Consider the following 25346-nt stretch of genomic DNA (forward strand, 5'->3'; position numbering starts at 1 on the left):
CGTTTTCTTAGCAACAGGAAGCAGTGCGGATGCAATCGGTGATTCACACGGCCACGCGCATCGTGGTCAAAGTCGGTTCCAGTCTGGTGACCAACGACGGCAAGGGTCTGGACCACGCCGCGCTTGCCCGCTGGGCGGCGGAAATTGCCGAGTTGCGCCGTCGCGGCAAACAGGTAGTGCTGGTCTCCAGCGGTGCCATCGCCGAAGGCTGCCAGCGCCTGGGCTGGAGCAAGCGCCCGAAGGCGGTACACGAACTGCAGGCCGCCGCCGCAGTGGGGCAGATGGGCCTGTGCCAGGCGTATGAAAGCGCGTTCCGTGAATACGGCCTGAAAACCGCGCAGGTGCTGCTGACCCACGAAGACCTGTCCGACCGCCTGCGCTACCTCAACGCCCGCACCACCATCGCCACCCTGCTCACCCTGGGCGTGGTGCCGATCATCAACGAGAACGACACCGTGGTGACCAGCGAAATCCGCTTCGGCGACAACGACACGCTGGGCGCGCTGGTGACCAACCTGATCGAAGCCGACGCGCTGGTGATCCTCACCGACCAGCGCGGGCTGTACACCGCCGACCCGCGCAAGAATCCAGCCGCCGAATTCGTGCACGAGGCCGAGGCCGGTACGCTGGAACTGGAGACCATGGCCGGCGGCGCCGGCTCCAGCGTCGGCACCGGCGGCATGTACACCAAGATCATCGCCGCCAAGCGCGCCGCGCGCAGCGGTGCCGCCACCGTGATTGCCAGCGGCCGCGAAACCAACGTGCTGTCGCGGCTGGCCGACGGCGAAGGCATCGGCACGCAGCTGAATGCCCAGACCACCCGCCTGGCCGCGCGCAAGCAATGGCTGGCCGACCACCTGCAGCTGTCCGGCAAACTGGTGCTGGATGCCGGCGCCGCCCTAGCGGTACGCGAGCGCGGCACCAGCCTGCTGCCGATCGGCGTCATCGCGGTGGCCGGCAGCTTCCTGCGCGGCGATGCGGTGGCCTGCGTCGATGAACAAGGTGCCGAAGTGGCGCGCGGGCTGGTGAACTACAGCTCGGAAGAAGCGCGGCTGATCATGAAGAAAGCCACCCGCGACATCGAAGGCGTGCTGGGCTACCTGGTGGAGCCGGAGCTGATCCACCGCGACAATATGGTCACGCTGTAAGCAGCGCCTCCCCCACGACAATGCGGCCAACGTTGGCCGCATTTTTCATGCCGGTCGCCAGCGGTGGCCACAACGACAACGGCCCGTACCGGGCGGTAACGGGCCGTTCGACAACCACGGCAATCAGGAAGCGTCGCGATTGCCGCTTTCGCTGCCCGCACTCGGCGGCTGGCGATTGCCACGATTGCTTTCCGCCACGCGCATGATCACGTAGGCCACCATCGCGCACAGGAAGAACAGCAGCATCACCCAGGAAATCTGCGACAGCGTATCGATGGCGGTGCGGTAAATCTCCACCGTCCAGCGCGGACCGTTCAGCTCCATAGTCTGCTCGCGGCCGTTCTGCAGGTATTTCTGGATTTCCCACATGTTCACCCCACCGGACACCCCCACCACCACGATGGCGAAGCTCATGTACTTGCGCCAGGCATCGGTCAGTTCCGGGCCGATGATGCGGTTGAGAATCTTGGTGATGGCATCACTGAAGAAACGCGCCACCAGCAGCGAGGTCACCAGCGCCACCGCCAGCGTCACGATCAACAAGGCGTAAAACATGTTTGCTCCCTGAACTTTGTAGTGTTGGGCATTGTACGCCGCTTTACACGGCGGCGGGCTGCGCCAGTACCGCGGCAAAGCGCTGCAGCAGGCCGGCGGCCTCCGGCGTCGGGCACACCGCGTCGCGCAATGCCGTCACCGACAGCTGCGCCTGCTGCAGCGCCGGCGCCAGCACTTCCAGCAGGCTCACGGTCGCCGCAGTGTCGAATTCCGGATGGAACTGCACGCCCCAGCTGTTGCCGACGCGGAAGGCATGGTGCGGCTCGAAGGCGTTGGCGGCCAGCACGCTGGCGCCCGGCGGCAGGCGCAGCACGCTCTGCCAGTGCAGCACCTGGGCGGCAAACTGCGCCGGCATGGCATCGAACAGCGCATCGCCGGCCGCCGCCGGCTGGCGTGCCACCGTTACCGTGCCCACCTCCGGCCCGCCCGGGTGGTAGCCGACCTCGCCGCCCAGTGCGTGTGCCAGCAGCTGATGGCCAAAACAGATGCCCAGCAGCGGCACCTTGGCCGCATGCGCGGCGCGCAGCCAGGCGGCGGCCTCCTCGCTCCAGTCGGCGCGGTCGCTGACCATCGCCGGCGAGCCGGTAATGATGGCACCGGCCACCTCGGCCACCGCCGGCAGCGCTTCGCCGCCGGTCACGTCCACCACGCTCCAGGCGGCCGCGTCACCGCCCAGCTCGCGGACGATCCATTGTTCGAAATTGCCGTGCTCGGCCTGTACCTCGGCGTGCGGTTCGCCGGTCTTGATGATCAGTCGCTGTTTCATGATGCGGTGGGTAAGCCAAAGTGGGTGTAGGCCAGCGCGGTCGCCATGCGGCCGCGCGGCGTGCGTTGCAAATAGCCCTGCTGGATCAGAAATGGTTCGATCACGTCCTCGATGGTGTCGGTGGATTCGCCAATCGCCGCCGCCACGTTATCGAGGCCGACCGGGCCGCCGCCAAACTTGTCCAGAATGGCCTGCAGCAGCTTGCGGTCCATCACGTCCAGCCCGGCCGGATCCACGTCCAGCATCGCCAGCGCGGCATCGGCCACCGCGGCGGTCACCACGCCGTCGGCCTTCACCTCGGCGTAGTCGCGCACCCGGCGCAGCAGGCGGTTGGCGATGCGTGGCGTGCCACGCGAGCGGCGCGCCAGCTCGAAGGCGCCATCGTCGCCCAGCGGCACATTCAGCAGGCCGGCGGAGCGGCTGACGATGCGCGTCAGCTCCTCGGCGGTGTAGAACTCCAGCCGCGCCACGATGCCGAAACGGTCGCGCAGCGGGTTGGTGAGCATGCCGGCGCGGGTGGTGGCGCCCACCAGCGTGAACGGCGGCAGGTCGATCTTCACCGAGCGCGCCGCCGGCCCCTCGCCGATCATGATGTCGATCTGGTAATCCTCCAGCGCCGGGTAGAGGATTTCCTCCACCACCGGGCTCAGGCGGTGGATCTCGTCGATGAACAGCACGTCGTGCGGCTCCAGGTTGGTCAGCAGCGCCGCCAGGTCGCCGGCGCGCTCCAGCACCGGGCCAGAGGTCTGCCGCAGGTTCACCCCCATCTCGCGCGCCACGATGTGCGCCAGCGTGGTCTTGCCGAGGCCGGGCGGGCCGAACAGCAGCACATGGTCCAGCGCCTCGCCGCGTTTCTTCGCCGCTTCGATGAAGATTTCCAGCTGCTCGCGCGCCTTCTTCTGCCCCACGTACTCGTCCAGCACTTTGGGGCGCAGCGCGCGCTCCAGCACTTCCTCCTGCTGCGACAGGCTTTGCTGGGTCACGATGCGGCGCTCCGGCGCGCCGCCCATCAGGTTGTCGGTCTGGATCATTAATCAGTCGCTCGCAATCGATGTGCCGATGTTACCACTGCTATACTCGCCCTTGCCGTCTGACCACTGGACGGCACGTACGTCTTCGGGGCGGGGTGAGATTCCCCACCGGCGGTATGGTCGCAAGACCGAGCCCGCGAGCGCCTTCACCCACGGTGAAGGGACAGCAGATCTGGTGCAAAACCAGAGCCGACGGTCATAGTCCGGATGAAAGAAGATGACGCCAGCCCGTGCCTTGGCGCGGGGGCTGTCTGCGCGCGCGTTTTGCGCCGCAAGGTTGGCCGCAAGGCCCGCCGCTTCCTGCCCGGTGACGTGTTTCTCAAATATGCTGTCTTGAGGACCGTTCCCATGAATGCTCACACCGATATCCTTTCCCTGCGCATCCACACCGCCCTCGACGCGCTGCGTCGCGGCCTGCCGGTGATCGTCGCCGACGACCACGACCGTGAAAACGAGGCCGACCTGATCCTGGCCGCCGACGCGCTGAGCGTAGAAGAAATGGCGCGCATGATCCGCGATTGCAGCGGCATCGTCTGCCTGTGCCTGACTCCGGAACACGCCGCGCGGCTGGAGTTGCCACCGATGGTGCCCAACAACGGCAGCCGCTACGGCACCGCCTTCACCGTCAGCATCGAGGCCGCCGAGGGCGTGACTACCGGCGTGTCCGCCACCGACCGCACCACCACCATTCGCGCCGCCATCGCGCCGGACGCCAAGCCCGCCGACCTCGCCCGTCCAGGCCACGTCTACCCGCTGATCGCCCGCGCCGGCGGCGTGCGCGAACGCCGCGGCCATACCGAATCGGCGGTGGAACTGGCGCGGCTGGCCGGTTTCAGTCCGGCCGGCGTGCTGTGCGAGCTGATGAATCCGGACGGCAGCATGATGCGCGGTGCCGAGCTGGACGCCTACGCCGAACGCCACGGTCTGCCGCAGCTGACGGTGGCCGAGCTGGTGGAATGGCTGGAGCGCAACGCGCACTGAGGTAACGCAGCCACGCTTATCCGGGCTACTTGCTTTGTCCACCCGACCCACAGCAGAACCGAACCGATGAACCCCATCCCGTTGGCGCGAGCCGGGCAAAACGGTGCGCCCCAGGTGTTAAGCCGCCGCTTTGTTTGAGTCCCGAGCCGTTAGCGAGGGGCGAGTTCGGCGGCGCCTGGGGCGTGCCGTTTTGCACGGGGTTTCGAGCAGCCCCGGGGAGCAGGGGATGGCAAAGGGGGCGGCGGTCGCCCCCTTTGCCCGTCCGCCGGGCGGAACCGGCGACTTCAAACATCATCCGCGTAGCGGATTCCACACCACCAAAACACCTTGGCCGCAAACCCGTTATGGCTTGCGGCCAACCTTTGCCTTGCCCAGTAAACGTTGGGTATCGCTACGCGCAACCCAAGCTGCGTGCGGCACTAGTGGCGGAACGCCCTACGCAGGGGCTACTTCGCCTTTCTACCGCCGCCATTGCCCGGCTTGAGGCGGATCGATACCCCGCCGCGGCCGCTGGCGGCCTTGTGCACCTCGAACCAGCCGGACTTCATCACCAGGTCGGACAACTTGGCAAAGCCGTAATTGCGCGGATCAAAGTCCGGCATCCACTGCCCCAGCAGGCTGCCGACGCCGCCAAGGTCGGCCCAGCCTTCGTCGTCGTCCATGCTCTCGATGCCCTTCTGGAACTGGGCGCGCAGTTTTTTATCCAGCGGGCGCAACACGCGGGCCGCCGGTTTTGGCTTGCTGCTGTCGCTGGCGCCTTCCTTGCTGCCGGCATCGTCCGCCTTGGCCACCTCGTCGGCCATGGCCAGCACTTCCACGTACACGAACTTGCTGCAGGCATTGACGAAGGCCGACGGGGTTTTCTCCTCGCCAAAGCCCCACACCTCCAGCCCATCCTCGCGCAAGCGGGTGGCCAGCCGCGAGAAATCGCTGTCGCTGGAGACCAGGCAGAAGCTGTGATAGCGGCCGGAGTGCAGCATGTCCATGGCGTCGATCACCAGGGTGATGTCGGAGGCGTTCTTGCCCTTGGTGTTGGGAAACTGCTGGATCGGGTGGATGGCGAAGCGTGCACACAGGTCGCGCCAGGCCTTGTCATGGCGGCTGAAGTCGCCATACACGCGCTTGAGCGCCAGCACGCCCAGCTTGCCGGCCTCTTCCAGCACGTCTTCCACCCAGGATGGCGACACGTTGTCCGCGTCGATCAGTACCGCTACGTTGGCCATATCGGCTCCTTGTTGTGACAGCCTGAACGCGATCCGGCAAGCCAGCACGCGAGCAGGCAAAACGGCAGAGAAAGCGGCGTTTCCAGACCGCTAATGTGTGCAGCCGCGGGGGAACGGGCTGTTAGCGCCCGCCGGCCACATCCAGCATATGCCCGGTGGTAAACGAGGCCGCGTCGGACAGCAGCCACAGGATGGCCGCCGCCACCTCTTCCGGCTGGCCGCCACGCAGCATCGGCACCGCGCTTTTCACGCGCTCGACGCGGCCCGGCTCGCCGCCGTCGGCGTGCATGTCGGTGTAGATGAAGCCGGGGCGCACGCCGTTGACGCGAATGCCCTCGGCCGCCACTTCCTTGGCCAGCCCCATGGTCAGCGTATCCAGCGCCCCCTTGCTGGCGGCGTAGTCCACGTATTCGCCCGGCGAACCCAGCCGCGCCGCAGCGGAAGACACGTTGACAATGGCGCCGCCCAGCCCGCCATGGCGGGTGGACAGCCGCTTCACCGCCTCGCGGCAGCACAGCAGCGGGCCGATGACATTGGTGGCCAGGATGCGCTGCCAGCGTGCCGTGCTCATCTCGTCCAGCCGCATCTGCTGTTCCAGCACCCCGGCGTTGTTGACCAGCGCCGACAGCGGGCCCAGCGCCGCCTCGCACTCGGCGAACATGCGCAGCACGTCCACCTCGTCCGCCACGTTGGCCGCAATCGCCACCGCCTGGCCGCCGCTGGCGCGGATGCCGGCCACCACTGCCTCGGCGGCAGCCTGGCTGCGGTGGTAGTTCACCGCCACCGCGTAGCCCTGCTGCGCCGCCAGCCGCGCGGTGGCGGCGCCGATGCCGCGGCCGGCACCAGTGATCAGCAGCACCTTGCTCATGTTCAGCCCTTCATCAGGTTCTTCAGCGCCAGGCGCACGCCGTCGCTGACGGTAACATCCGCCGGCAGGCCCTTGGTGGCCGCGGCGGCTTCTTTTTCGTTGTAGCCCAGCGCCAGCAGCGCATTGACGATGTCGCTCTTTTCATCCGGCGTGGCGGCGAACGGCAGCCCGCCCGGCACGGTGAGGTTGCCGCCGGTGGCCAGCTTGCCGCGCAGCTCCAGCACCAGGCGCTCGGCGGTTTTCTTGCCGATGCCCGGCACCGACGACAACCGCTTGATGTCCTCACTGGCCACCGCAATGGCCAGTTCGTCGGCAGTCATGCCGGACAGGATGGCCAGCGCGATCTTGGCGCCGATGCCGCTGACCTTGATCAGCTGGCGGAAGGTTTCGCGCTCGTCGCGGCTGGCGAAGCCGTACAGCAGGTGGGCGTCTTCGCGCACCACCAGGTGGGTGAACAGCGTCACCTTCTGCCCCAGCGCCGGCAGCTGGTAGAAGGTGGTCATGGTGACGTCCACGTCGTAGCCGACGCCGTTCACGTCGACACTGATTTGCGGTGGCAGTTTTTCGAGCAGATTGCCGGTGAGTCGTCCGATCATGCGGGTGCTTTCAAAAGGTTGGCCGCAGCGCGGCGCTGGAGACAGGGGAACGGCGCCGGCGGCGGGCCGGGATGACACGATGCCAGCCGGGTAGCCAGGCGGCGTGCCCGGCATTGTGCCACAGCGCCGCCGCCGGCCGTGCCGCAGCTAGAAGCGCCAGCCGCCGTGCGCACCCACCACGCCGGCCACGACGGCCACCAGCGTCAGTCCCAGCAGGCCCACGTGCAGCCATTGCAGCAGGCGCATGCTGCCCGCCGGATCGCGCGCCGCCTTGGCCCGCAGCCAGCGGTGGATCAGCAGCGGCTCCAGCACGAACAGCATGAGCAGGAACGGCAGCCAGGCCGCCAGCATCAGCTGCAGCCAGCCGGTGTCCAGCAGCCGCGCCCAACCATGCGTGGCCTGCAGCATCCACGCGCCACTGCCCAGCGCCAGCAGCACCCACAGCCGCGCCTGGGCGCCGAAGCGATGCTCGACGCTTTCGAACAGCGTGTACTGCTGCGCCGCCGGCACCCGGCGACGGATGGCGGGAATCAGCACCGTGGTGACAAACGCCACCCCGCCCACCCACAGCACAATCGCCAGCACGTGCAAGCCGCGGGCGATGGCGTAATCGTTCCACATGGTGTTCTCCAGTCCGGAAGGCACAACGCACAGTGTCGGAGAGGGTCGTGCGGCCAACCTTGGCCGCCGACAAGAAAATGCCGCTACACCAGCCGCCCGCCGCGCACCTTCAGCCCGCGCAGCGCCAGCTTGCCGATGGCACCGCCGCTGTGGTTGGCGTGGGTCAGCGCCACCGCCAGCGCGTCGGCGGCGTCGGCCTGCGGCGTGCCGGACAGGTCGAGCATGCGCACCACCATGTACTGCACCTGCTCCTTGGGCGCCTTGCCCTGCCCCACCACCGATTGCTTGACCTGCAGCGCGGTGTACTCCGCCACCGGCAGGTCGCGCAGCACCAGCGCGGTCATGCAGGCGCCGCGCGCCTGGCCCAGCATCAGCGTGGCCGCCGGGTTGACGTTGACGAACACCTGCTCCAGCGCCGACTCGGTGGGCTGGTAGGTGTCGATCACTTGGTGGATGCCGTGTACCAGTACCTTGACCCGCTCGGCCAGCGTGGCGCCCTGCGGGGTGCGGATGGCACCGGAAGCCACGTACAGCCGCTGGCTACCGACGATGTCGATGACGCCGAAGCCGGTGATACGGCTGCCCGGATCGATGCCGAGGATGCGGCGCTTCACGCCGGCAACCAGCCCTTGGCGATGGCGTCGGCCTCCGCCAGCCGCTCCGGCGTACCGACGTCCAGCCACAGCCCGTGGTGGCGCGCACCACTCACCTGCCCGCGCGCCATGGCTTCGCGCAGCAGCGGCGCCAGCTTGGCCGGCTGGTGCGGCGGGATGGCGGCGAACAGCGCCGGGTGGTACAGGCCGATGCCGGAGAAGGTCAGCCCGATGCCGTCGGCGGCGTTGCCGGACAGGTGGCCATCCGCCAGCAGACCGAAGTCGCCGTCCGGGTGGTGTGGCGGGTTGGCCACCAGCAGCAGGTGCGCCAGGTGGCGCGTGCCGTCCAGTGCGGCCAACGTTGGCCGCAGCGCGCTAAAGTCGACGTCGGTCAGCACATCGCCATTCACCACCACGAACGGGCTGTCGCCCAGCAGCGGCAGCGCGGTGGCGATGCCGCCGGCGGTTTCCAGCGCACTCTTTTCGCGCGAGTAGGCCAGGCGCACGCCGTAGCGGCTGCCGTCGCCCAGCGTGGCTTCGATCTTGTCGCCCAGCCAGGCGTGGTTGATGACGATGTCGCTGAAGCCGGCAGCAGCCAGATGCTGGATATGCCAGGCAATCAGCGGCTGGCCGCCCACCGGCAACAGCGGTTTCGGGGTGTGGTCGGTCAGCGGCCGCATGCGTTGGCCGCGACCGGCGGCAAGGATCATCGCTTTCATGGCGGCCTTACTGCTCCGAAGACAGTTTGGTGGCGCTGAACACCGACTGGATGCTGTCGTCGTTGTCGTCTTCGTCCAGCCCCACCAGCTCCACCAGCAACTGGAACAGCGGCGCCAGCTCCTTGTAACGACGGGTGGTCTTCTTCAGGTACTTGATGAAGCGCGGGATCTCGCCGCGGTACTTGTCCTTGCCATCGCGGTGGTACAGGCGGGCGAAGATGCCGGCCACCTTGAGGTGGCGCTGCACCCCCATCCACTCGAAATCGCGGTAGAAGTCGTCGATCTGTTCCGGCACCGGCAGGCCGGCGGCGCGCGCCTTCTCCCAGTAGCGCACCACCAGGTCGAGCACGAATTCTTCGTCCCAGCCAATGAAGGCGTCGCGCAGCAGCGACACCAGGTCATAGCTGATCGGGCCATACACCGCGTCCTGGAAGTCCAGCACGCCCGGACGATCCGCGGTGAGCATCAGGTTGCGCACGATGAAGTCGCGGTGCACATACACCTTGGCCTGCGCCTCGATGCGCGGCAGCAGCACTTTCAGCGCCGCATCCCAGCGCTGGCGCTGGGCAAAGGTGAACGGCTTGCCCAGCTCCTTGGCGGCAAACCATTCCGGAAACAGGCTCACCTCGCGCATCAGCAGCGCATGGTCGTACTCCGGCAGCACGCCCGGCTGGCTGATCTTCTGGATGTCGATCAGGGTATCGATGGCTTCCAGCAGCAGGTGCTTGTGCACCATCGGGCGCTCGTCGTGCTGCAGCGCGGCGAGGAAAGTGACCTTGCCCAGATCCTGCAGCAGCATGAAGCCCTGCTCGCGGTCGCGCAGCTCGATGGCCGGCACCTTGGCCGCAGGGGCCAGCACGTCGCGCACCGCCACGTAGGGATCGGTATTCATCTTGTCCGGCGGCGCATCCATCACGATGCGGCTGCTGCCATCCGGAAAGATGGCGCGGAAATAACGGCGGAAATCGGCATCGGCGGCGGCGAATTCCACCGCGATATCCTGACCGGGAAACTGCGTGGCCAACCACGCCTTGAGGGCTTCGAGTCGCTGCATAGTCGCGTATATCGGCAAATTGGGTACAATGACGCGATTGTAACCCGCTTTGACCAGCCCCCACACTCACCGACAGGCTGATGCCATCCATGTTCTCCCGCTTCCGTCTCGCCCCGCTGACTGCAGCCCTGCTGCCCCTGTTCCTCTCCCCCGCTGTGCTGGCCGAGACCATCAAGGCGGGCGCGCTGCAGGTGGAGGCCGATACCATCTCTGGCCAGATGGACAGCCAGCTGCGTGCCACCGGCTCGGTAAAGGCCACCCGTGACAACCAGCAATTTGAAGCTGACTGGCTGGAATATTACGTCGACAAGCAGCTGATCCGCGCCGGCGACCGCGCCCGCATGCGCCAGCCGGAGGGCACGGTGGATGCGGATGCGCTGGAAGCCTATCTCGCCACCGACAGCGGCAGCGCCCGCAATGCCGATTTCGCCTTCGGCCAGGGCAAGCGCGTGCTGCGCGGCCATGCCGAAGGGCTGGCGATGCAGGGCAAGGGCAGCTATCAGCTGCAGACCACCCGCGCCAATACCTGCGCGCCCGGCGATGATTCCTGGTACCTGAAGGCCGGCACCATCGACCTGGACTACGGCCGCAACGTCGGCGTGGCCAAGCATGCGCGGCTGGAGTTCGAAGGGGTGCCCATCCTGTACACCCCGTGGATGGACTTCCCGCTGGACGGCGGCCGCAAGAGCGGGCTGCTGTTCCCCACCATCACCACCGGCAGCGACGGCCTGGAACTGGCGCTGCCGTACTACTGGAACATCGCCCCCAACTACGATGCCACCATCACCCCGCGCTATATCGAACAGCGCGGCCTGATGCTGGGGCTGGAGGGGCGCTACCTGCAGCCGGACTACAGCGGCAAGATTTACACCGAGCAGCTGCCGAACGACAAAAAGACCGACAGCAACCGCTCGCTGTGGGCGCTGGAACACACCCAGACGCTGAACCAGCAGACCACCTTCGGCCTCAACGGCCGCTATGTGTCGGACGAAGACTACTACGACGACTTCGGCAACAGCAGCACCGCCGCCACCAGCAGCAGCCTGCTGCGTGAAGCCTGGGTCAACTACAACCCGGGCTGGGCCAACTTCAATCTCAGCGCCTCGCGCTACCAGACGCTGGCCGGCGGCAGCGAGCAATATGCGCGCGTGCCCAAGCTGGCGATCAGCAGCAACAAGACGCTGTGGGGCATTACCGCCAATCTGGAAAGCGAGATCACCCGCTTCGAGCACCGCAATCTGCAGGATGGCTGGCGTACGGTGGCCTACCCCAGCGTGACCTGGGGCGTGGACAAGCCGTGGGGCTTCTTCCAGGCCAAGTTCGGCCTGCACCACACCCGCTACCAGCTGGATGCCTACAACGGCAATGCGGCCAACACGCTGGACCGCACCCTGCCGATCACCACGCTGGACAGCGGCCTGACCTTCGAGCGCGATACCCAGTTGCAGGGCCAGAACTTCACCCAGACGCTGGAGCCGCGCATTTATTTCGTGCACATCCCGCGCGTGGACCAGAGCAATCTGCCCAACTTCGATACCTCGGAAAACGATCTGAGCTTCGCGCAGCTGTTCAGCGAAAACCGCTTCTCCGGCTATGACCGCATCAACGCCGCCAAGCAGGTCACCACCGCGCTCACCAGCCGCCTGCTGGATAACAGCAACGGTCTGGAACGCCTGCGGGTGGGCATAGGTCAACGCTTCTACCTGAACGATGACGACATCACCCTCAGTGGTGCAGAATCCAAGCGCACCGAGAACAGCTCCGACATCCTGTCCACTGTCGGCGGCGATCTGACCCAGGCCCTGCGCCTGGACGCCACCTACCAGTACAACCAGTCGCTGGGCAAGACCGAACGCTTCAGCACCCAGTTGCGCTATAGCCCGGCCGCCGGCAAGACGCTCAGCCTGCGTTACCGCTTTGGCCGCAACGAACTGCTGGACAACGATGGCAACTATGGCCCGCTGCGCACCATCGACATCGCCGGCCAATGGCCGATTGCCCGCAACTGGTACGCGGTGGCACGCCAGAACTACTCGCTGCAGGACAAAAAAGTGCTGCAGCGCCTGGCCGGGGTGGAATACAACCAGGGCTGCTGGATCGTGCGCGTCGTCAACGAGCGCTATCTGACCGACATCAACCAGTACAAGAATGCGGTGTTCCTGCAGCTGGAGCTGAAAGATCTCAGCAGCATCGGCAACAACCCCATGGAAACGCTGCGCCTGGCCATTCCGGGCTACAGCAATATCAACAACATCGCGGATACCGAATGAAAAAGCTTCTCCTTGCCGCCGGTCTGATCGCCGGCCTGGCCACGCCGGCGTTTGCCATCAGTACCGCCGACCGCATCGTGGCGGTCGTCAACAACAGCGTGATCACCCAATCCGACCTGACCAAGCGCCAGCAGGAAGTGACCGCCAACCTGCAACGCCAGAACATCGGCCTGCCGCCGGCCGACCTGCTGGCCCGCCAGGTGCTGGATCAGATGATCAACGAGCAGCTGCAGCTGCAGTTTGCCAGCAACAACGGCATCCGCATCGGCGAGCTGGAGCTGGACAACGCGGTGCAGAGCGTGGCGCAGCAGAACAAGACCGACCTGCCAGGCCTGCGCGCGCTGCTGGCCAAGGACGGCATCACCCTGGAGCAGCTGCGCGAGCAGGTGCGCAAGGACATGCTGCTGCAGCGCATCCGCGAGCGCGAGCTGGCCAGTCGCGTCAGCGTCAGCGACCAGGAAGTAGACCAGGTCCTGAAAAGCGCGATCGCCAGCAAGCATGCCGAATACCACCTGGCCGTGATCCAGGTGAACGTGCCGGAGCGCGCCGATGCCGCGCAGATCGAACAGCGCCGCCAGAAATTGCTGAAGGCCGCCGCCGAGCTGAAAGCCGGCAAGCCGTTCGCACAGGTGGCCGCCAGCTACTCCGAAGCCCCCAACGCGCTGCAAGGCGGCGACCTGGGCTGGCGTAGCGCCAATGCGCTGCCGGCCGACTTCATCCAGATGCTGGACAAGCTGCCGGTAGGCGAAGTCACCGACATCGTGCGTGCCAGCGGCAGCCTGTACCTGTTCAAGCTGGTGGAAAAACGCAACGACAGCGCCCCGCAATTCGTGCAGCAGCACAAGGTGCGCCACATCCTGATCAAGACCAACGAAGCCACCTCCGAAGCCGATGCCTACACCCGCATCCTGCAAGTGCAGGACCGCCTGAAGCGCGGCGCCAAGTTCGAAGACCTGGCCAAACAGTTCTCCGAGGACGGCACCGCGGCGCTGGGCGGCGATCTGGGCTGGGTATCGGAAGGCGACATGGTGCCGGACTTCCAGCGCGCCTACCTCGCCTTGTCCGCCGGCCAGGTCAGCGAGCCGATCAAGTCGCCGTTCGGCTGGCACCTGATCCGGGTCGATGAGGTACGCAGCCAGAACGTCAGCGAAGACCGCGAACGCCTGGCGCTGAAACAGCAGCTGCGCCAGCGCAAGATGGAGCAGGGCTACACCGACTGGCTGGAGCAACTGCGCTCCGGCGCCTTTATCGATGATCGCCTGATCGAGAAGTAAGCGCCCCAGGGCCGGCAAATGCCGGCCCTAGTTATTCGCACAGCGTCCGGCAAATGCCGACCCAGGTTATGCGAACCCCACCGGCCCCGGCCGGCCCCGACTGTGTCTACCCCGCCGGCCCACCCCGGCCCTGTTTGCGCTTGGTGCCCATGCCATGAACCCGACCCTTCCCGTATTGGCCATCACCGCCGGCGAGCCGGCCGGCATCGGCCCCGATATCGTGCTGCGCCTGGCCGAACTGGCGCTGCCAGCGCGGCTGGTGCTGATCGCCGACAAGACCCTGCTGCAACAGCGCGCACGGCAACTCGGGCGCGACGTGGCGCTGCACGACTACCGGCCGGATGCCACGCCGGCGCCCGGCATGCTGGAAGTGCTGCACGTGCCGTTGGCCGCGCCAGCGGTGGCCGGGCAGCTGGATGCGGCCAACGGTGGCTACGTGCTGGCGACGCTGGATGCCGCCATCGACGGCTGCGTGCGCGGCGAATTCGCCGCCATGGTCACCGCACCAGTACACAAGGGGGTGATCAACGAGGCCGGCGTGCCGTTCTCCGGCCATACCGAATACCTGGCCGAGCGCACCCACACCCCGCTGGTGGTGATGATGCTGGCCGGCGGCGGCATGCGTGTAGCACTGGCCACCACCCACCTGCCGCTACGTGCCGTGCCGGACGCCATCACCCGCGACAGCCTCACCGCAGTGCTGCGCATCCTGCATGCCGACCTGGTGCACAAGTTCGGCATTGCCGCGCCACGCATCCTGGTAGCCGGCCTCAACCCGCATGCCGGCGAGGGCGGCCACATGGGGCGCGAGGAAATCGACGTCATCGAGCCGGTGCTGGCCGCGCTGCGCAGCGAGGGCATGCAGCTGATCGGCCCGCTGCCGGCCGATACGCTGTTCAACCCGGACAAGCTCGCCACTGCCGACGCGGTGCTGGCGATGTATCACGACCAGGGGCTGCCGGTGCTCAAGCACGCCAGTTTCGGCGCCGGCATCAACATCACCCTGGGCCTGCCCATCATCCGCACCTCGGTGGATCACGGCACCGCGCTGGATCTGGCCGGCAGTGGCCGTGCCGACCCCGGCAGCCTGTTCGAAGCCACCCAGCTGGCCCTGGCACTGGCCACCAGTCGGCGCAACTGAGACCGCACTGGCTACACACCATTTGCTGCCTTGCAGCAAATGGTGCCCAATTCAGCACAAAGGCATAAACAACCAAAACGGCCAGCGCCGACCTGGCGCGATGGCAAATGCAGGCCGCAAGCTGCTTTGCGACCCGTTTTTGTCGCATACCGACGCCATTTGCCCTGTCTTCTACTCTCCGAATCGTATGCAATCGACAATCTGCGAATAACCCTGACGCAAGCGTCAATTTTCGCGACGCAGCATTTCAGCTACCATTGGCAACAGTTTTCAAATACTTGACGAAGTTCAGGGACAAAATGAGCACCACCACCCAGCAGCGGGTACGGGAAATTCCGTACAACTACACCTCGTATTCTGACCGCGAGATCATCATCCGGTTATTGGGCGAGCCGATGTGGCTATTACTCGAAGAACTACGGGCAGAGCGGAAAACAGGCCGCTCTGCCCGTATGCTTTTCGAAGTGCTGGGTGACATCTGGGTGGTGGACCGCAACCCCTACCTGGTGGACGACCTGCTGGACAACCCGCAGCGCCTCACCGCGCTGGTTGGCGCCATGCGCCATCGCCTGACCGAGGTGGAAAAGCGCCGCGACGGCAATGACAAGGTTGGCCGCATGATCGCCGCCGCCCACGTGGCGGTGGATACCTTCGAACAACAGTTCGGCGAAACGCGTGAACTGCGCGCCGCCATCCTCAAGCGACTGGCAAAGATCACCCGCCGCGACAACATCATGTTCGACGGTCTGGCGCGCGTATCGCACGTGACCGACGCCACCGACTGGCGCGTGGAATACCCGTTCGTGGTGCTGTGCCCGGATACCGAGGCCGAAATCGCGCCGCTGGTGAAGGCCTGTATCGAACTGGAACTGACCATCATCCCGCGCGGCGGCGGCACCGGCTACACCGGCGGCGCCGTGCCGCTGGATCGCCGCAGCGCGGTGATCAACACCGAAAAACTCGACCGCCACATCGGTGTGGAATACATCGAACTACCAGGGCTGGAAGGCAAGCATGCCACCATCCAGTGTGGCGCCGGCGTGGTTACCGCCCGCGTGTCGGAAGCCGCCAGCGCGGCCGGCCTGGTGTTCGCGGTGGACCCGACCTCGGCCGAGGCCTCCTGTATCGGCGGCAACGTGGCGATGAACGCCGGTGGCAAGAAAGCCGTGCTGTGGGGCACCGCGCTGGACAACCTGGCCAGCTGGAAGATGGTGGACCCGAACGGCAACTGGCTGTTCGTGGAACGTCTGCAGCACAACTACGGCAAGATCCACGACGTGGACGTGGCCAGCTTCCGCGTTACCCGCCTGCAAGACGACGGCAAGACGGTGATCTCCAGTGAGCAGCTGGACATCCCGGGCCGCACCTTCCGCAAGGTGGGTCTGGGCAAGGACGTGACCGACAAATTCCTGGCCGGCCTGCCCGGCGTGCAGAAGGAAGGCACCGACGGCATCATCACCAGCGCGCGCTTCGTGCTGCACCGCATGCCCAGCCACATCCGCACCGTGTGCCTGGAATTCTTCGGCACCGTGGCCGAGGCCACCCCGGCCATCGTCGAGATTACCGACTACTTCAAGCCGAACGGCGCCGGGCTGAAGGCCGGCGTGCAGCTGGCCGGCCTGGAACACCTGGACTGGCGCTATGTGCGTGCCGTGGGCTACGCCACCAAGGCCAAGTCCAAGGGCCGTCCGAAGATGGTGCTGATCGCCGACATCGTGTCGGACAACGAAAACGCCGTAGCCGAGGCCGCCAGCCAGGTGGTGCGCTATGCCAACGCCCGTCACGGTGAAGGCTTCATCGCCGTGACCCCGGACGCGCGCAAGAAATTCTGGCTGGACCGCTCGCGTACCGCAGCCATCGCCCGCCACACCAACGCCTTCAAGATCAACGAAGACGTGGTGATTCCGCTGGATCGCCTGGGCGACTACAGCGACGGCATCGAGCGCATCAACATCGAGCTGTCCATCGCCAGCAAGATCAAGCTGCTGGACCGCCTTACCGACTACTTCCACGGCCGCCTGCCGGTGGACAGCGAGGAAACCCTGTCTGCCGACGAGCTGATCGGCGACCGCCGCGAAAGCGCGCTGGAGCTGATCGGCAAGGTGCGCGAGCGCTGGCAGTGGCTGCTGGACAACCTGGACCTGCCGCTGGGCAGCTACACCGGCCGTTGGCCGCAAGCGCCGATGGAAGATGCTGCGGCCAACCCTGAAGCCAGCGTGTTCATCGCCATGCGCGACTTCAAGCTGCGGGTGAGCTGGAAGCGCGAACTGCTGGCCGAGCTGGAAAGCCTGTTCGCCGGCAAGGCCGACGCACCGGTGATGGACGCCATCCGCGCCATCCAGCAACGCGTGCTGCGCGGCCGTGCCTTCGTGGCGCTGCACATGCACGCCGGCGACGGCAACGTGCACACCAACCTGCCGGTGAACTCTGACGACTACGAGATGCTGCAGACCGCGCACCGCGCGGTGGAGCGCATCATGGCGCTGGCACGCAGCCTGAACGGTGTGATTTCCGGCGAGCACGGCATCGGCATCACCAAGCTGGAATTCCTCACCGACGACGAAATCCAGCCGTTCCGCGACTACAAGGCACGCGTCGACCCCAACGGCCACTTCAACAAGGGCAAGCTGCTGCCGGGCGCCGACCTGGCGATGGCCTACACGCCGTCGTTCGAGCTGCTGGGCGCCGAATCGCTGATCCTGGAGCAGTCCGACATCGGCCAGATCTCCGACTCGGTGAAAGACTGCCTGCGCTGCGGCAAGTGCAAACCGGTGTGCTCCACCCACGTGCCGCGCGCCAACCTGCTGTACAGCCCGCGCAACAAGATCCTGGGCGTGGGCCTGCTCACCGAAGCCTTCCTGTACGAAGAACAGACCCGCCGCGGCGTGAGCCTCAAGCACTTCGAGGAGCTGTCCGACGTGGCCGACCACTGCACGGTGTGCCACCGCTGCGTGAAGCCGTGCCCGGTGAAGATCGACTTCGGCGATGTGTCGGTGGCGATGCGCAACTTCCTGCGCAAGACCGGCAACAAGAAGTTCAATCCCGGCACCGCGCTGGGCATGGCCTTCCTCACCGCCAAGGACCCGGCCACCATCAAGACCATCCGTGGCGGCCTGGTTGGCCTCGCCTACAAGGCGCAGCGCCTGGGCAACAGCATCGGCAAGAAGCTGGGCGTCACCGGCGCGCAGACCGCGCAACCGCCGGCCACGCTGGGCAAGCCGCCGATCAAGGCGCAGGTGATCCACTTCATCAACAAGCCGATGCCGGGCGGACTGCCGAAGAAGACCGCGCGCGCGCTGCTGGATGTGGAAGACGCCAACGTGATCCCGGTGATCCGCAACCCGCAGCTGAGCGAAGAAGCCGAAGCGGTGTTCTACTTCCCGGGCTGCGGCTCGGAACGCCTGTTCAGCCAGGTTGGCCTCGCCACCCAGGCGATGCTGTGGCACGTGGGCACCCAGACCGTGCTGCCGCCGGGCTACCTGTGCTGTGGCTACCCGCAGACCAGCGCCGGCTACCAGGACAAGGGCGATGCCATCACCACCGAGAACCGCGTGCTGTTCCACCGCATGGCCAACACGCTGAACTACCTCGACATCAAGACCGTGGTGGTGAGCTGTGGCACCTGTTACGACCAGCTGGCGAACTACCGCTTCGAGGATATCTTCCCCGGCTGCCGCATCATCGACATCCACGAATACCTGATGGAGAAGGGCCTGAAGCTGGACGGTGTCAGCGGTCAGAAATACATGTACCACGACCCCTGCCACACCCCGATCAAGGCCTACCAGCCGATGAAGGTGGTGAACGAGCTGCTGGGCGGCGGCGTGATCCAGAACGACCGCTGCTGCGGCGAATCCGGTACCTTTGCCGCCACCCGCCCGGATATCGCCACCCAGGTACGCTTCCGCAAGGAAGAGGAGATCAACAAGGACCTGGCCAAGCTCGGCGAAACTGACAAGCCGGTGAAGATCCTCACCTCCTGCCCGTCCTGCCTGCAGGGTCTGAGCCGCTACAGCGACGACACCAACACCGAGGCCGACTACATCGTGGTGGAAATGGCCAAACACATCCTGGGCGACAACTGGATGAAGGACTACGTGGAGAAGGCGCGCAACGGCGGCATCGAACGCGTGCTGCTGTAAGCACTACCTCACGGTGACAAAGGTTGGCCGCAAGCCTGGCAACGGGCTGGCGGCCAAGCTTTTTTGTGCTTGACCTTGTCGTAACGCTAACGCCGACACTACCCTGCATTAGCCATCCACCCGCGCTACCAACATGCTTACCATAGGCCAGCTCGCCCGCTGCTTCGGGCTGACAACCCGCACCCTGCGCCACTACGATGCCATCGGCCTGCTTGGCCCCGGACATACCGGCCACGACAATGGCTACCGCTACTACCAGCCACAGCATGTACAGCGGCTGGCTCGTATCGTATGGCTGCGCAGCCTGGGGCTGTCACTTCCCGAGATCGGCAGCCTGCTGCATGACGATACCTGGCAGGACAGTGCACAACTCCGCCAGGCCCTGAGCCGGCATGCACGGCTCTTACAGTCGGAAATCGATACCCGCCAGCGCCAGCTGAGCAAGCTGGCGCACTTTCTGGAACATCCCGCACGGAGTCAAACCACCATGCAAACCCCTTCCCTGGTCACCCGCCCCGCCTTCCGCGTCATCGGCATGCAATGGCAACAGGCCGATGGCGGCACCATCGCCCAACTGTGGACCCGCTTCGTGCCGCGCATCCCGGAAATCCAGAATGTGCAGTCGGCCAACAGCTACGGCGTGTGCGATGCGCACCCGGACGGCAGCTGGCGCTACATCGCCGGGCTGGAAGTCGCCGCAGATACCCCCGTGCCTGCCGGCATGGTGGCCATCGACATCCCGGCGCAACACTACGCGGTGGTGGAACACCGCGGCCCGGTACAGGGCCTGCCGGATACCTTCAGCGCCGCCTATACCGAGTGGCTGCCGGAAGCCGGGCTGGTGGCAGTGCCCGGCATCGAGTTCGAGCTGGTGGACAGCCGCTTCCTGGGGCCGGAGCACCCGGACAGCGTGGTCGAGCTGTACATCCCGGTGAACATGGACGCCACCGACGACGACGCCTGACAGGGTTGGCCGCCAGCCTGGCTTCCCGCGCCGGGCGTAGGGTGGGCAAAGGCCAGCGCCGTGCCCACCGGCAAGCTGCCATTAGTGGGCACGCTACGTTTTGACATACCACTGGTTTTGTATCCGCTACGCAGATGATGTTTGAAGTCGCCGGTTCCGCCCGGCAGACGGGCCAGGGGGCGTGCCGCCGCAGCCAGTTAAATAAACCACGGGTCCGCGAAACCCCGGCCAAAACGGCATTCGCCAGGCGCCGGCAATTCGCCGTTTGCTAACGTCAAACGGCTCAGCTGCCGCCTTGATACCTGGCGAACAGCATTTTGCCCGGCGCTCCCCGTAGGGCAATTGGGCGCCACACAACGTTGGCCGCATGCTTTATCGGCTTGACCGCCAAGGATCGTAGCCCTGATAAGCCGCCGGCGCATCCGGGGAGATTTCTCACACGTGCGGCTCCTGGATGCACTGCGCTTATCCGGTCTACCCATTCCTTGCCCTTGCCTTCCCGCCACAACACAGTTATCTTGGTACATATGTACCACACGAAATGACGGGGTTCACCATGCCCGAACAAGCACCGATCGCGGTGGAACGTATCCAGACCGGGGTGCGGCTGGAGAAACGGCTGGTCAAGGTGCTGAAGGCCCTGGCCGAGCACAAGGACATGACGCTGGGCGACCTGCTGGAAGGCATCGTGCTGCATGCCTTCGACGGCAAGCCGCCGTTCTCGGCGGAAACCCTGGCCACCATCGCCCAGCTCAAGGCCATCTACGGCCTGGATCTGGATGCCGACGCCAGCCACCGCCTGCAGGACCGCAAGGGAGAGTGAGCCCGTCATTTGCCGGAGACATGCCATGCCGCGCGCCATGGGGCAGCGCGGTTTTCCATTTTCAGGAGAGGCAACCATGTTCCAGGCACTACAGCAACACCTCAGCGGCGAGTTCACTCTGCCGCTGGACATCGACAGCGCCTATCCGCTGTTCACCCCGGCCGGCGAAACGCTGTGGGTACCGGACTGGCAACCGCAGTACTTCCACCCGGCCGACGGCCACACCAGCGCAGGCATGGTGTTCAGTACCGGCCACGGCGGCGAAAGCACGCTGTGGACGCTGGCGGATTACGATCCCGTCGCCTACCGCTACCGCTATGTGCGGGTCACGCCCGGCTCGCGCTTCGTGCAGGTGCAGGTGAGCTGCCAACCAGTGGATGCGGCCAACACCCGCGTCTGCGTCAGCTACACCCTGACCGGACTCAGCGAGGACGGCAACGCGGCCATCCGCGACTTTGCCGCCGGCTACCAGGCCATGCTGGCGGAGTGGCGCAGCCTGATCCTGGCTTGGCGCGAGCAAAGCCGCCACGGCCAGTAGCGGCAACGCCCGGCAAGGTTGGCCGCAAGCGTCCCGTCCCTGGCCGGAACGCCCCTGTTGCGGCCAGCGGATTTGCTGCTAGCATGCGGCTTCCCCCGGCAGGCTACCGTCAGCCGGGGCCAACCGGAGACTGCCATGAGCAACACCGCCCTGCTTGTCATCGACTTCCAGTACGGCCTGATCGACATGGAACCGCGCGCCACGCGCGGCACCGAAACCCTGGCCACCCTCAACCAGCTGATCGCCCATGCCCGCGACTGCGGCCACCGCGTGCTATTCATCCAGCACGTGGCCGACGACCTGCCGCGCGGCAGCGAGGAATGGCAGCTGCACCCCGGCCTGCAGCGCCTGGCGGATGACCCGGTAATCGAAAAAACCGCCTGCGACAGCTTTCTTGACACCAGCCTGCGCCAGTACCTGGACAGCGAGGAGATCGAGAACCTGTGGGTGGGCGGCTACGCCAGCGACTTCTGCGTCGATACCACCGTGCGCCGCGCCGCCTCGCTGGGCTATGCCGTCACCGTGGTGGCCGATGCCCACACCTGCAAGGACCGCCCGCATGCCAGCGGCGAGACGCTGGTGGCGCACCTGAACTGGCTGTGGGCCAGCATGGATGTGCCGGGCAACCCGATCCGCGTACTGCCGCTGACGGCGCTGCAAGACGGTGACGATGCAGCCTGATTGGCGCACGCGCCTATCGCTAGTGGCAGACCTGGCCGTCAACCTGCTGCTGCCGTGGCTGGTCTATGACCACACCGTGGCCGGCTGGGGCGAGCGTGGCGCCCTGCTGTGGTCTGCCTTGCCGCCCACGCTGTGGAGCCTGTGGGAGCTGTACCGCCACCGTCGGCTGGATGCGATGAGCGTGCTGGTGCTGGCTGGCATCGCGCTGTCGCTGCTGGCGATGCTGGGCGACGGCGACAGCCGCTGGCTGCTGGTGCGCGAATCGCTGGTGACCGGTGCGGTGGGGATGGTGTTCCTGCTGAGCCTGCTGTGGCGCCAGCCGCTGCTCGCGCGGCTGGCACTGGCGGCGGCGGCGCGGCAGTCGCCGCAGCAACGGGATGAGTTGCAGGCCCGGCTGGCACTACCAGCGCTGCAAAACGTGCTGCGCGGCATGACCGTGCTGTGGGGCGGCGGCCTGCTGGCGGAATGCGCCGCCCGCATCTGGCTGGCCTTCCACTGGCCGGTGGCCCGCGCAGTCGCCGTCGGGCCATGGCTCAGCTACGGCATCATGGCCGTGCTGGCGGCAGCCACCTGGCTGTGGCGCCACCGGCTGCGACAGCAGCTGCTGCAGCCCGCCTGACAAGCAAAAGGTTGGCCGCAGGCGGCCAAGCTTCCAGGCTGCAGGCAATATGCGTCGTTCAAACCTTATCGGCCCCGGCAACGCCGGACCGCTCCGGCCAGGTGCTTGAATTGGCCGCCTTCCGGTTTACACCACAAAGCCCCTGCGCATCGCGCAAGGGCTTTGTCTAGGTACTCAAGGTTGGCCGCATGCGGCCAACCTTTATCATGCGCCGCCGCGCGATCTCAGCTCTCGTCCAGTACCGGCGTGCCGGCAATCACCGAGGCATCGACGATGCGGCCGTCGGCCACGCGGTAGATCATGGTCATGGTCATGCTGCCGCGCCCTTCGGGAAAGGTGCGGGTCACGATCTCGTCGTCGATCACCACCTCGCCCAGCACCACGCGCCGGCGCAGCTCGGCATGCAGGTCCGGCTCGGCGAAGCGCAGGCGCATGCGCTCGCGGATGGCGGCATGGCCCTGCGCCACCAGCGTGGCCGGGTAGGCATACATGCAGGCATCGGCGGCATAGCAGGCCAGCAGCGCGTCGAGATCCTTGCGGTTGTAGGCATCCAGCTGGGCGGCCACCACTTGTTCCGGACTGCTCATCTCAGCTCTCCAGGTGGGCGGCGGCGCGGGCGCGGATGGTGGCAAAATCCTCGTCCAGCAGCAGCTGGCCGTTCTCCCACACCACGCGCATCTGCAGGTCGGCATCGCTGACCCGCTCCAGCGTGTTCACCCCCCAGGCGGAGCGGCTGTCGCGCGCCGCCACCACGCGCCCGCCCAGCGAGCGCTTGCCGGGGTCGGTCACCGGGTCCTTAAACACGTCGCGCCATTCGCCGCCGATGCGTACCGCCGAGCATTTCAGCGCCATCTTGTGGGTGTCGCGGTCCAGCTTCTGCAACAGCTCCGCGCCCATGCCGAAGGCGACGTTGTCGGCGCTGTAGCCCAGCTTGGCCAGCCGCGACAGGATGGCCTCGATGCTGGCCAGATTGACGCCGTCGCCCTGGATCACGCGTACATGGTTGAGCACGCGGTAACCCTTACGGTTCAGCGTGGTGCCAAAGGCGGCAGCCAACCGGTCGATCACCTCGGCCACCACCTGCACCGGCTCGCCGGAATCCGGGCGGATCACCACGGTGGCGCCGCTGTCGATTACCTGCTGGCGCAGGCGCTCGCCCCACAGTTCGCTGACCGCGTGGAACACGTCGTAGCTGTCGCTGACCACCGCCAGGATGGCGCCGGGTTTGGCGAACTGCGCCAGCATATTGGCAAACGCATCGCCCTCCTGCGCGCGGCCCCAGGCGGTGATGGTGGAATGCTCCGCCGCTGGGATCGAATACGCGGCGCACGGCTCGTGGTAGTGCCGCCGCGCCGCCGCCACCGCGGCCAGGGTGTCGCTGCCCATGAAGTTGACCAGGTGCGCCATACCGCCGATCTCGGCGCTCTCGTAGCTGGACACCCCGCGCGCGCCGAAGTCGTGCAGCTTGAACGGCAGCCCGTCCAGGTTGTCGGCAGTCTGCGTCAGATAGCGGCGGATGATCTCCTTGGCACGGAAGCTGCGCGTGGCCACGCTGATCGGGTACCAGGCGCGCAGCAGCGCGGTTTCCAGGAACGACACCACCCAGAACAGCTCCGGGTCGGTGGATTCGATGGTGATCATCGGGATGCCGGTGGGCACCAGCTCACCCTCGGCCACCGCACGGATGCGCACCGGCCAGTAGCCGCCATACAGCGCGAGGATGCGCTCGAAGCCGGCACGGTTGAACGGCAGGCCGTGCAAGCCGGCCAGCGCCTCCGCCTCGTCGATGTGCGCAGCGGTCAGCGGCTGGCTGAGGTAGTCCTTCAGCAGTGCCTGCAGGCCGAAAAACAGTACATGCGAAGCAGTGCCGCCGCGTGCAGCGACGTAGGAATACATGCCGTCGGTGCCCGGCGGGTACTGTTTCCAGTGGCTGAGCTTGTAGGAATCGGTATTGAGGATGGGATTGAAGGCCATGGCAGGATAGAGGCGCGTAACGATGGAGCTAGCATACGCCTGCCCACCGGCACTGTCATAACCGCTCGCGGCCGGCGCATGCGGCACGAGCATGTCGATGCTAAGCGGGCGTGCGCATCGCCAACGGCCATGTCGCCCGGCCGCCGGGCGAGGCGCAGCCCAGGTTGGCCGCACACCGCGACCACGGCCCGGCTTGGCAAGCCGGGAAACCGCCAGCCACGCTGGCGGTGGCGGTTGCTTCATGCATCAGCACGGTTGGCCAAGCCAGGTTTTTGCCGGCGGCCTTGGCCGGGCCAAGCCTTCTTGCCGCCGCTGGCCTCAACCAAGCGGCCAGGCTGACGACTCAGGCAAAAACGAAGTACTTGCGCACCGTCTCCACCACTTCCCAGGTGCCCTTCATGCCGGGCTCGATCACGAACACATCGCCAGCCTTCAGATGCACCGGCGCTTCGCCTTCCGGCGTGATGATGCAGTAACCGTCGAGAAAGTGGCAGTACTCCCACTTTTCGTAGTTCACCTCGAACTTGCCCGGGGTGCAGATCCAGGTACCCATGATCTTGCTGCCGTCTTTGGAGAGGTAGGCATTGAGGTTGACGGTATGCGGGTCGCCGCCGATGCGCTTCCACTTGGTGGCATCAACGACCGGGATAGGGCAGGTTTCACGCAACACAGTGATGAAATCGGACATGTCAGCTCCAGACGATCAGATAGAGGGCCGCTCATGATAGGTTCAATGCCCTGCCGGAAATTGTCTGCTTCCGACCA

At 66.1% G+C, this 25346-nt stretch carries 24 protein-coding genes and 1 riboswitch; of the genes, 11 read left to right on the plus strand and 13 right to left on the minus strand.

Going from position 1 to position 25346, the window contains the following annotated elements; all coding sequences use genetic code 11:
* Positions 1-29 precede the first annotated feature (29 nt).
* Entirely contained in the window at positions 30-1148 is a 1119-nt protein-coding gene (gene proB, locus ABNW52_RS03645; protein ID WP_349584160.1) for a glutamate 5-kinase, read from the plus strand.
* Positions 1149-1271: 123 nt separating this feature from the next.
* Here proB and ABNW52_RS03650 read toward each other — a convergent pair whose 3' ends face one another.
* The 3 genes from ABNW52_RS03650 to ruvB are packed head-to-tail and all read right to left on the minus strand — an operon-like array spanning position 1272 to position 3500.
* The gene (locus ABNW52_RS03650; RefSeq protein ID WP_349584163.1) at positions 1272-1703 is read right to left on the minus strand and encodes a hypothetical protein; all 432 of its coding nucleotides are present in this window, start codon (positions 1701-1703) and stop codon (positions 1272-1274) included.
* 43 nt (positions 1704-1746) lie between these two features.
* Positions 1747-2469: a glutamine amidotransferase gene (locus tag ABNW52_RS03655; protein ID WP_349584166.1), complete on the minus strand. Its 723-nt coding sequence runs from the start codon at positions 2467-2469 to the stop codon at positions 1747-1749.
* Positions 2466-3500 carry a Holliday junction branch migration DNA helicase RuvB gene (ruvB, locus tag ABNW52_RS03660; RefSeq protein WP_349584169.1) on the minus strand — a complete coding sequence of 345 codons (1035 nt, stop codon included), beginning with the start codon at positions 3498-3500 and terminating at the stop codon, positions 2466-2468. The genes ABNW52_RS03655 and ruvB overlap by 4 nt, the downstream gene beginning before the upstream one ends.
* Before the next feature lie 77 nt (positions 3501-3577).
* Positions 3578-3723, plus strand: a riboswitch (FMN riboswitch).
* A 125-nt stretch (positions 3724-3848) separates the two neighbouring features.
* Here ruvB and ribB point away from each other — a divergent pair.
* The gene (gene ribB, locus ABNW52_RS03665) at positions 3849-4481 is read left to right on the plus strand and encodes a 3,4-dihydroxy-2-butanone-4-phosphate synthase (protein ID WP_349584172.1); all 633 of its coding nucleotides are present in this window, start codon (positions 3849-3851) and stop codon (positions 4479-4481) included.
* A gap of 446 nt (positions 4482-4927) precedes the next feature.
* On the opposite strand, the gene ABNW52_RS03670 is transcribed toward ribB, so the two are convergent.
* From ABNW52_RS03670 to amgK, 7 genes are all read right to left on the minus strand, one after another.
* The gene (locus ABNW52_RS03670; RefSeq protein ID WP_349584175.1) at positions 4928-5704 is read right to left on the minus strand and encodes an NYN domain-containing protein; all 777 of its coding nucleotides are present in this window, start codon (positions 5702-5704) and stop codon (positions 4928-4930) included.
* 121 nt (positions 5705-5825) lie between these two features.
* Entirely contained in the window at positions 5826-6572 is a 747-nt protein-coding gene (locus ABNW52_RS03675) for an SDR family oxidoreductase (RefSeq protein ID WP_349584178.1), read from the minus strand.
* Positions 6573-6574: 2 nt separating this feature from the next.
* On the minus strand, positions 6575-7168 hold the full coding sequence (gene ruvA / locus ABNW52_RS03680; protein WP_349584180.1) for a Holliday junction branch migration protein RuvA: 594 nt from the start codon (positions 7166-7168) through the stop codon (positions 6575-6577).
* A 147-nt stretch (positions 7169-7315) separates the two neighbouring features.
* Entirely contained in the window at positions 7316-7789 is a 474-nt protein-coding gene (locus ABNW52_RS03685) for a hypothetical protein (protein WP_349584182.1), read from the minus strand.
* Between the two features lie 83 nt (positions 7790-7872).
* On the minus strand, positions 7873-8403 hold the full coding sequence (ruvC, locus tag ABNW52_RS03690; protein ID WP_349584185.1) for a crossover junction endodeoxyribonuclease RuvC: 531 nt from the start codon (positions 8401-8403) through the stop codon (positions 7873-7875).
* Positions 8400-9101 (minus strand): N-acetylmuramate alpha-1-phosphate uridylyltransferase MurU, encoded by a 702-nt coding sequence (gene murU / locus ABNW52_RS03695; protein WP_349584187.1) that lies wholly within the window; start codon positions 9099-9101, stop codon positions 8400-8402. The genes ruvC and murU overlap by 4 nt, the downstream gene beginning before the upstream one ends.
* A gap of 7 nt (positions 9102-9108) precedes the next feature.
* The gene (amgK, locus tag ABNW52_RS03700; protein WP_349584190.1) at positions 9109-10155 is read right to left on the minus strand and encodes an N-acetylmuramate/N-acetylglucosamine kinase AmgK; all 1047 of its coding nucleotides are present in this window, start codon (positions 10153-10155) and stop codon (positions 9109-9111) included.
* Between the two features lie 80 nt (positions 10156-10235).
* On the opposite strand from amgK, the gene ABNW52_RS03705 reads away from it, so the two are divergent.
* From ABNW52_RS03705 to ABNW52_RS03745, 9 genes are all read left to right on the plus strand, one after another.
* Positions 10236-12425: an LPS-assembly protein LptD gene (locus tag ABNW52_RS03705; protein WP_349584192.1), complete on the plus strand. Its 2190-nt coding sequence runs from the start codon at positions 10236-10238 to the stop codon at positions 12423-12425.
* On the plus strand, positions 12422-13699 hold the full coding sequence (locus tag ABNW52_RS03710; RefSeq protein WP_349584195.1) for a peptidylprolyl isomerase: 1278 nt from the start codon (positions 12422-12424) through the stop codon (positions 13697-13699). Before ABNW52_RS03705 ends, ABNW52_RS03710 begins: the two co-directional genes overlap by 4 nt.
* 154 nt (positions 13700-13853) lie before the next feature.
* Complete coding sequence (gene pdxA, locus ABNW52_RS03715; RefSeq protein WP_349584197.1) at positions 13854-14840, plus strand: 4-hydroxythreonine-4-phosphate dehydrogenase PdxA; 987 nt, start codon at positions 13854-13856, stop codon at positions 14838-14840.
* Between the two features lie 299 nt (positions 14841-15139).
* Positions 15140-18982 (plus strand): DUF3683 domain-containing protein, encoded by a 3843-nt coding sequence (locus ABNW52_RS03720; protein WP_349584200.1) that lies wholly within the window; start codon positions 15140-15142, stop codon positions 18980-18982.
* Positions 18983-19115: 133 nt separating this feature from the next.
* Positions 19116-19946, plus strand: coding sequence for a MerR family transcriptional regulator (locus ABNW52_RS03725; protein ID WP_349584203.1), 831 nt, complete (start codon positions 19116-19118; stop codon positions 19944-19946).
* A 556-nt stretch (positions 19947-20502) separates the two neighbouring features.
* Positions 20503-20769 (plus strand): hypothetical protein, encoded by a 267-nt coding sequence (locus tag ABNW52_RS03730; protein ID WP_349584205.1) that lies wholly within the window; start codon positions 20503-20505, stop codon positions 20767-20769.
* A gap of 76 nt (positions 20770-20845) precedes the next feature.
* A complete protein-coding gene (locus tag ABNW52_RS03735) occupies positions 20846-21307 on the plus strand; it encodes an SRPBCC family protein (RefSeq protein ID WP_349584207.1) in 462 nt (153 codons plus the stop codon).
* 135 nt (positions 21308-21442) lie between these two features.
* Positions 21443-21988 (plus strand): cysteine hydrolase family protein, encoded by a 546-nt coding sequence (locus ABNW52_RS03740; protein ID WP_349584210.1) that lies wholly within the window; start codon positions 21443-21445, stop codon positions 21986-21988.
* Positions 21978-22607, plus strand: coding sequence for a VC0807 family protein (locus tag ABNW52_RS03745; protein WP_349584213.1), 630 nt, complete (start codon positions 21978-21980; stop codon positions 22605-22607). The genes ABNW52_RS03740 and ABNW52_RS03745 overlap by 11 nt, the downstream gene beginning before the upstream one ends.
* A gap of 224 nt (positions 22608-22831) precedes the next feature.
* Here the strand turns inward: ABNW52_RS03745 and ABNW52_RS03750 are convergent, their stop codons facing one another.
* From ABNW52_RS03750 to ABNW52_RS03760, 3 genes are all read right to left on the minus strand, one after another.
* Positions 22832-23194, minus strand: a complete 363-nt coding sequence (locus ABNW52_RS03750; protein ID WP_349584216.1) for a nuclear transport factor 2 family protein — start codon at positions 23192-23194, stop codon at positions 22832-22834.
* A gap of 1 nt (position 23195) precedes the next feature.
* Positions 23196-24581 (minus strand): nicotinate phosphoribosyltransferase, encoded by a 1386-nt coding sequence (locus ABNW52_RS03755; protein WP_349584219.1) that lies wholly within the window; start codon positions 24579-24581, stop codon positions 23196-23198.
* Between the two features lie 343 nt (positions 24582-24924).
* Positions 24925-25269: a cupin domain-containing protein gene (locus ABNW52_RS03760; RefSeq protein ID WP_349584221.1), complete on the minus strand. Its 345-nt coding sequence runs from the start codon at positions 25267-25269 to the stop codon at positions 24925-24927.
* Positions 25270-25346 lie beyond the last annotated feature (77 nt).

Origin of the sequence: Vogesella oryzagri (genome assembly GCF_040148885.1) — a bacterium.
Classification (GTDB): Bacteria; Pseudomonadota; Gammaproteobacteria; order Burkholderiales; family Chromobacteriaceae; genus Vogesella; species Vogesella oryzagri.

What these genes read in the sequence shown, in the direction of transcription:
- proB (WP_349584160.1), top strand. Translation starts at nt 30, where the DNA reads ATGCAATCGGTGATTCACACGGCCACGCGCATCGTGGTCAAAGTCGGT.
- ABNW52_RS03650 (WP_349584163.1), bottom strand. Translation starts at nt 1,703, where the DNA reads ATGTTTTACGCCTTGTTGATCGTGACGCTGGCGGTGGCGCTGGTGACC.
- ABNW52_RS03655 (WP_349584166.1), bottom strand. Translation starts at nt 2,469, where the DNA reads ATGAAACAGCGACTGATCATCAAGACCGGCGAACCGCACGCCGAGGTA.
- ruvB (WP_349584169.1), bottom strand. Translation starts at nt 3,500, where the DNA reads ATGATCCAGACCGACAACCTGATGGGCGGCGCGCCGGAGCGCCGCATC.
- ribB (WP_349584172.1), top strand. Translation starts at nt 3,849, where the DNA reads ATGAATGCTCACACCGATATCCTTTCCCTGCGCATCCACACCGCCCTC.
- ABNW52_RS03670 (WP_349584175.1), bottom strand. Translation starts at nt 5,704, where the DNA reads ATGGCCAACGTAGCGGTACTGATCGACGCGGACAACGTGTCGCCATCC.
- ABNW52_RS03675 (WP_349584178.1), bottom strand. Translation starts at nt 6,572, where the DNA reads ATGAGCAAGGTGCTGCTGATCACTGGTGCCGGCCGCGGCATCGGCGCC.
- ruvA (WP_349584180.1), bottom strand. Translation starts at nt 7,168, where the DNA reads ATGATCGGACGACTCACCGGCAATCTGCTCGAAAAACTGCCACCGCAA.
- ABNW52_RS03685 (WP_349584182.1), bottom strand. Translation starts at nt 7,789, where the DNA reads ATGTGGAACGATTACGCCATCGCCCGCGGCTTGCACGTGCTGGCGATT.
- murU (WP_349584187.1), bottom strand. Translation starts at nt 9,101, where the DNA reads ATGAAAGCGATGATCCTTGCCGCCGGTCGCGGCCAACGCATGCGGCCG.
- amgK (WP_349584190.1), bottom strand. Translation starts at nt 10,155, where the DNA reads ATGCAGCGACTCGAAGCCCTCAAGGCGTGGTTGGCCACGCAGTTTCCC.
- ABNW52_RS03705 (WP_349584192.1), top strand. Translation starts at nt 10,236, where the DNA reads ATGCCATCCATGTTCTCCCGCTTCCGTCTCGCCCCGCTGACTGCAGCC.
- ABNW52_RS03710 (WP_349584195.1), top strand. Translation starts at nt 12,422, where the DNA reads ATGAAAAAGCTTCTCCTTGCCGCCGGTCTGATCGCCGGCCTGGCCACG.
- pdxA (WP_349584197.1), top strand. Translation starts at nt 13,854, where the DNA reads ATGAACCCGACCCTTCCCGTATTGGCCATCACCGCCGGCGAGCCGGCC.
- ABNW52_RS03720 (WP_349584200.1), top strand. Translation starts at nt 15,140, where the DNA reads ATGAGCACCACCACCCAGCAGCGGGTACGGGAAATTCCGTACAACTAC.
- ABNW52_RS03725 (WP_349584203.1), top strand. Translation starts at nt 19,116, where the DNA reads ATGCTTACCATAGGCCAGCTCGCCCGCTGCTTCGGGCTGACAACCCGC.
- ABNW52_RS03730 (WP_349584205.1), top strand. Translation starts at nt 20,503, where the DNA reads ATGCCCGAACAAGCACCGATCGCGGTGGAACGTATCCAGACCGGGGTG.
- ABNW52_RS03735 (WP_349584207.1), top strand. Translation starts at nt 20,846, where the DNA reads ATGTTCCAGGCACTACAGCAACACCTCAGCGGCGAGTTCACTCTGCCG.
- ABNW52_RS03740 (WP_349584210.1), top strand. Translation starts at nt 21,443, where the DNA reads ATGAGCAACACCGCCCTGCTTGTCATCGACTTCCAGTACGGCCTGATC.
- ABNW52_RS03745 (WP_349584213.1), top strand. Translation starts at nt 21,978, where the DNA reads ATGCAGCCTGATTGGCGCACGCGCCTATCGCTAGTGGCAGACCTGGCC.
- ABNW52_RS03750 (WP_349584216.1), bottom strand. Translation starts at nt 23,194, where the DNA reads ATGAGCAGTCCGGAACAAGTGGTGGCCGCCCAGCTGGATGCCTACAAC.
- ABNW52_RS03755 (WP_349584219.1), bottom strand. Translation starts at nt 24,581, where the DNA reads ATGGCCTTCAATCCCATCCTCAATACCGATTCCTACAAGCTCAGCCAC.
- ABNW52_RS03760 (WP_349584221.1), bottom strand. Translation starts at nt 25,269, where the DNA reads ATGTCCGATTTCATCACTGTGTTGCGTGAAACCTGCCCTATCCCGGTC.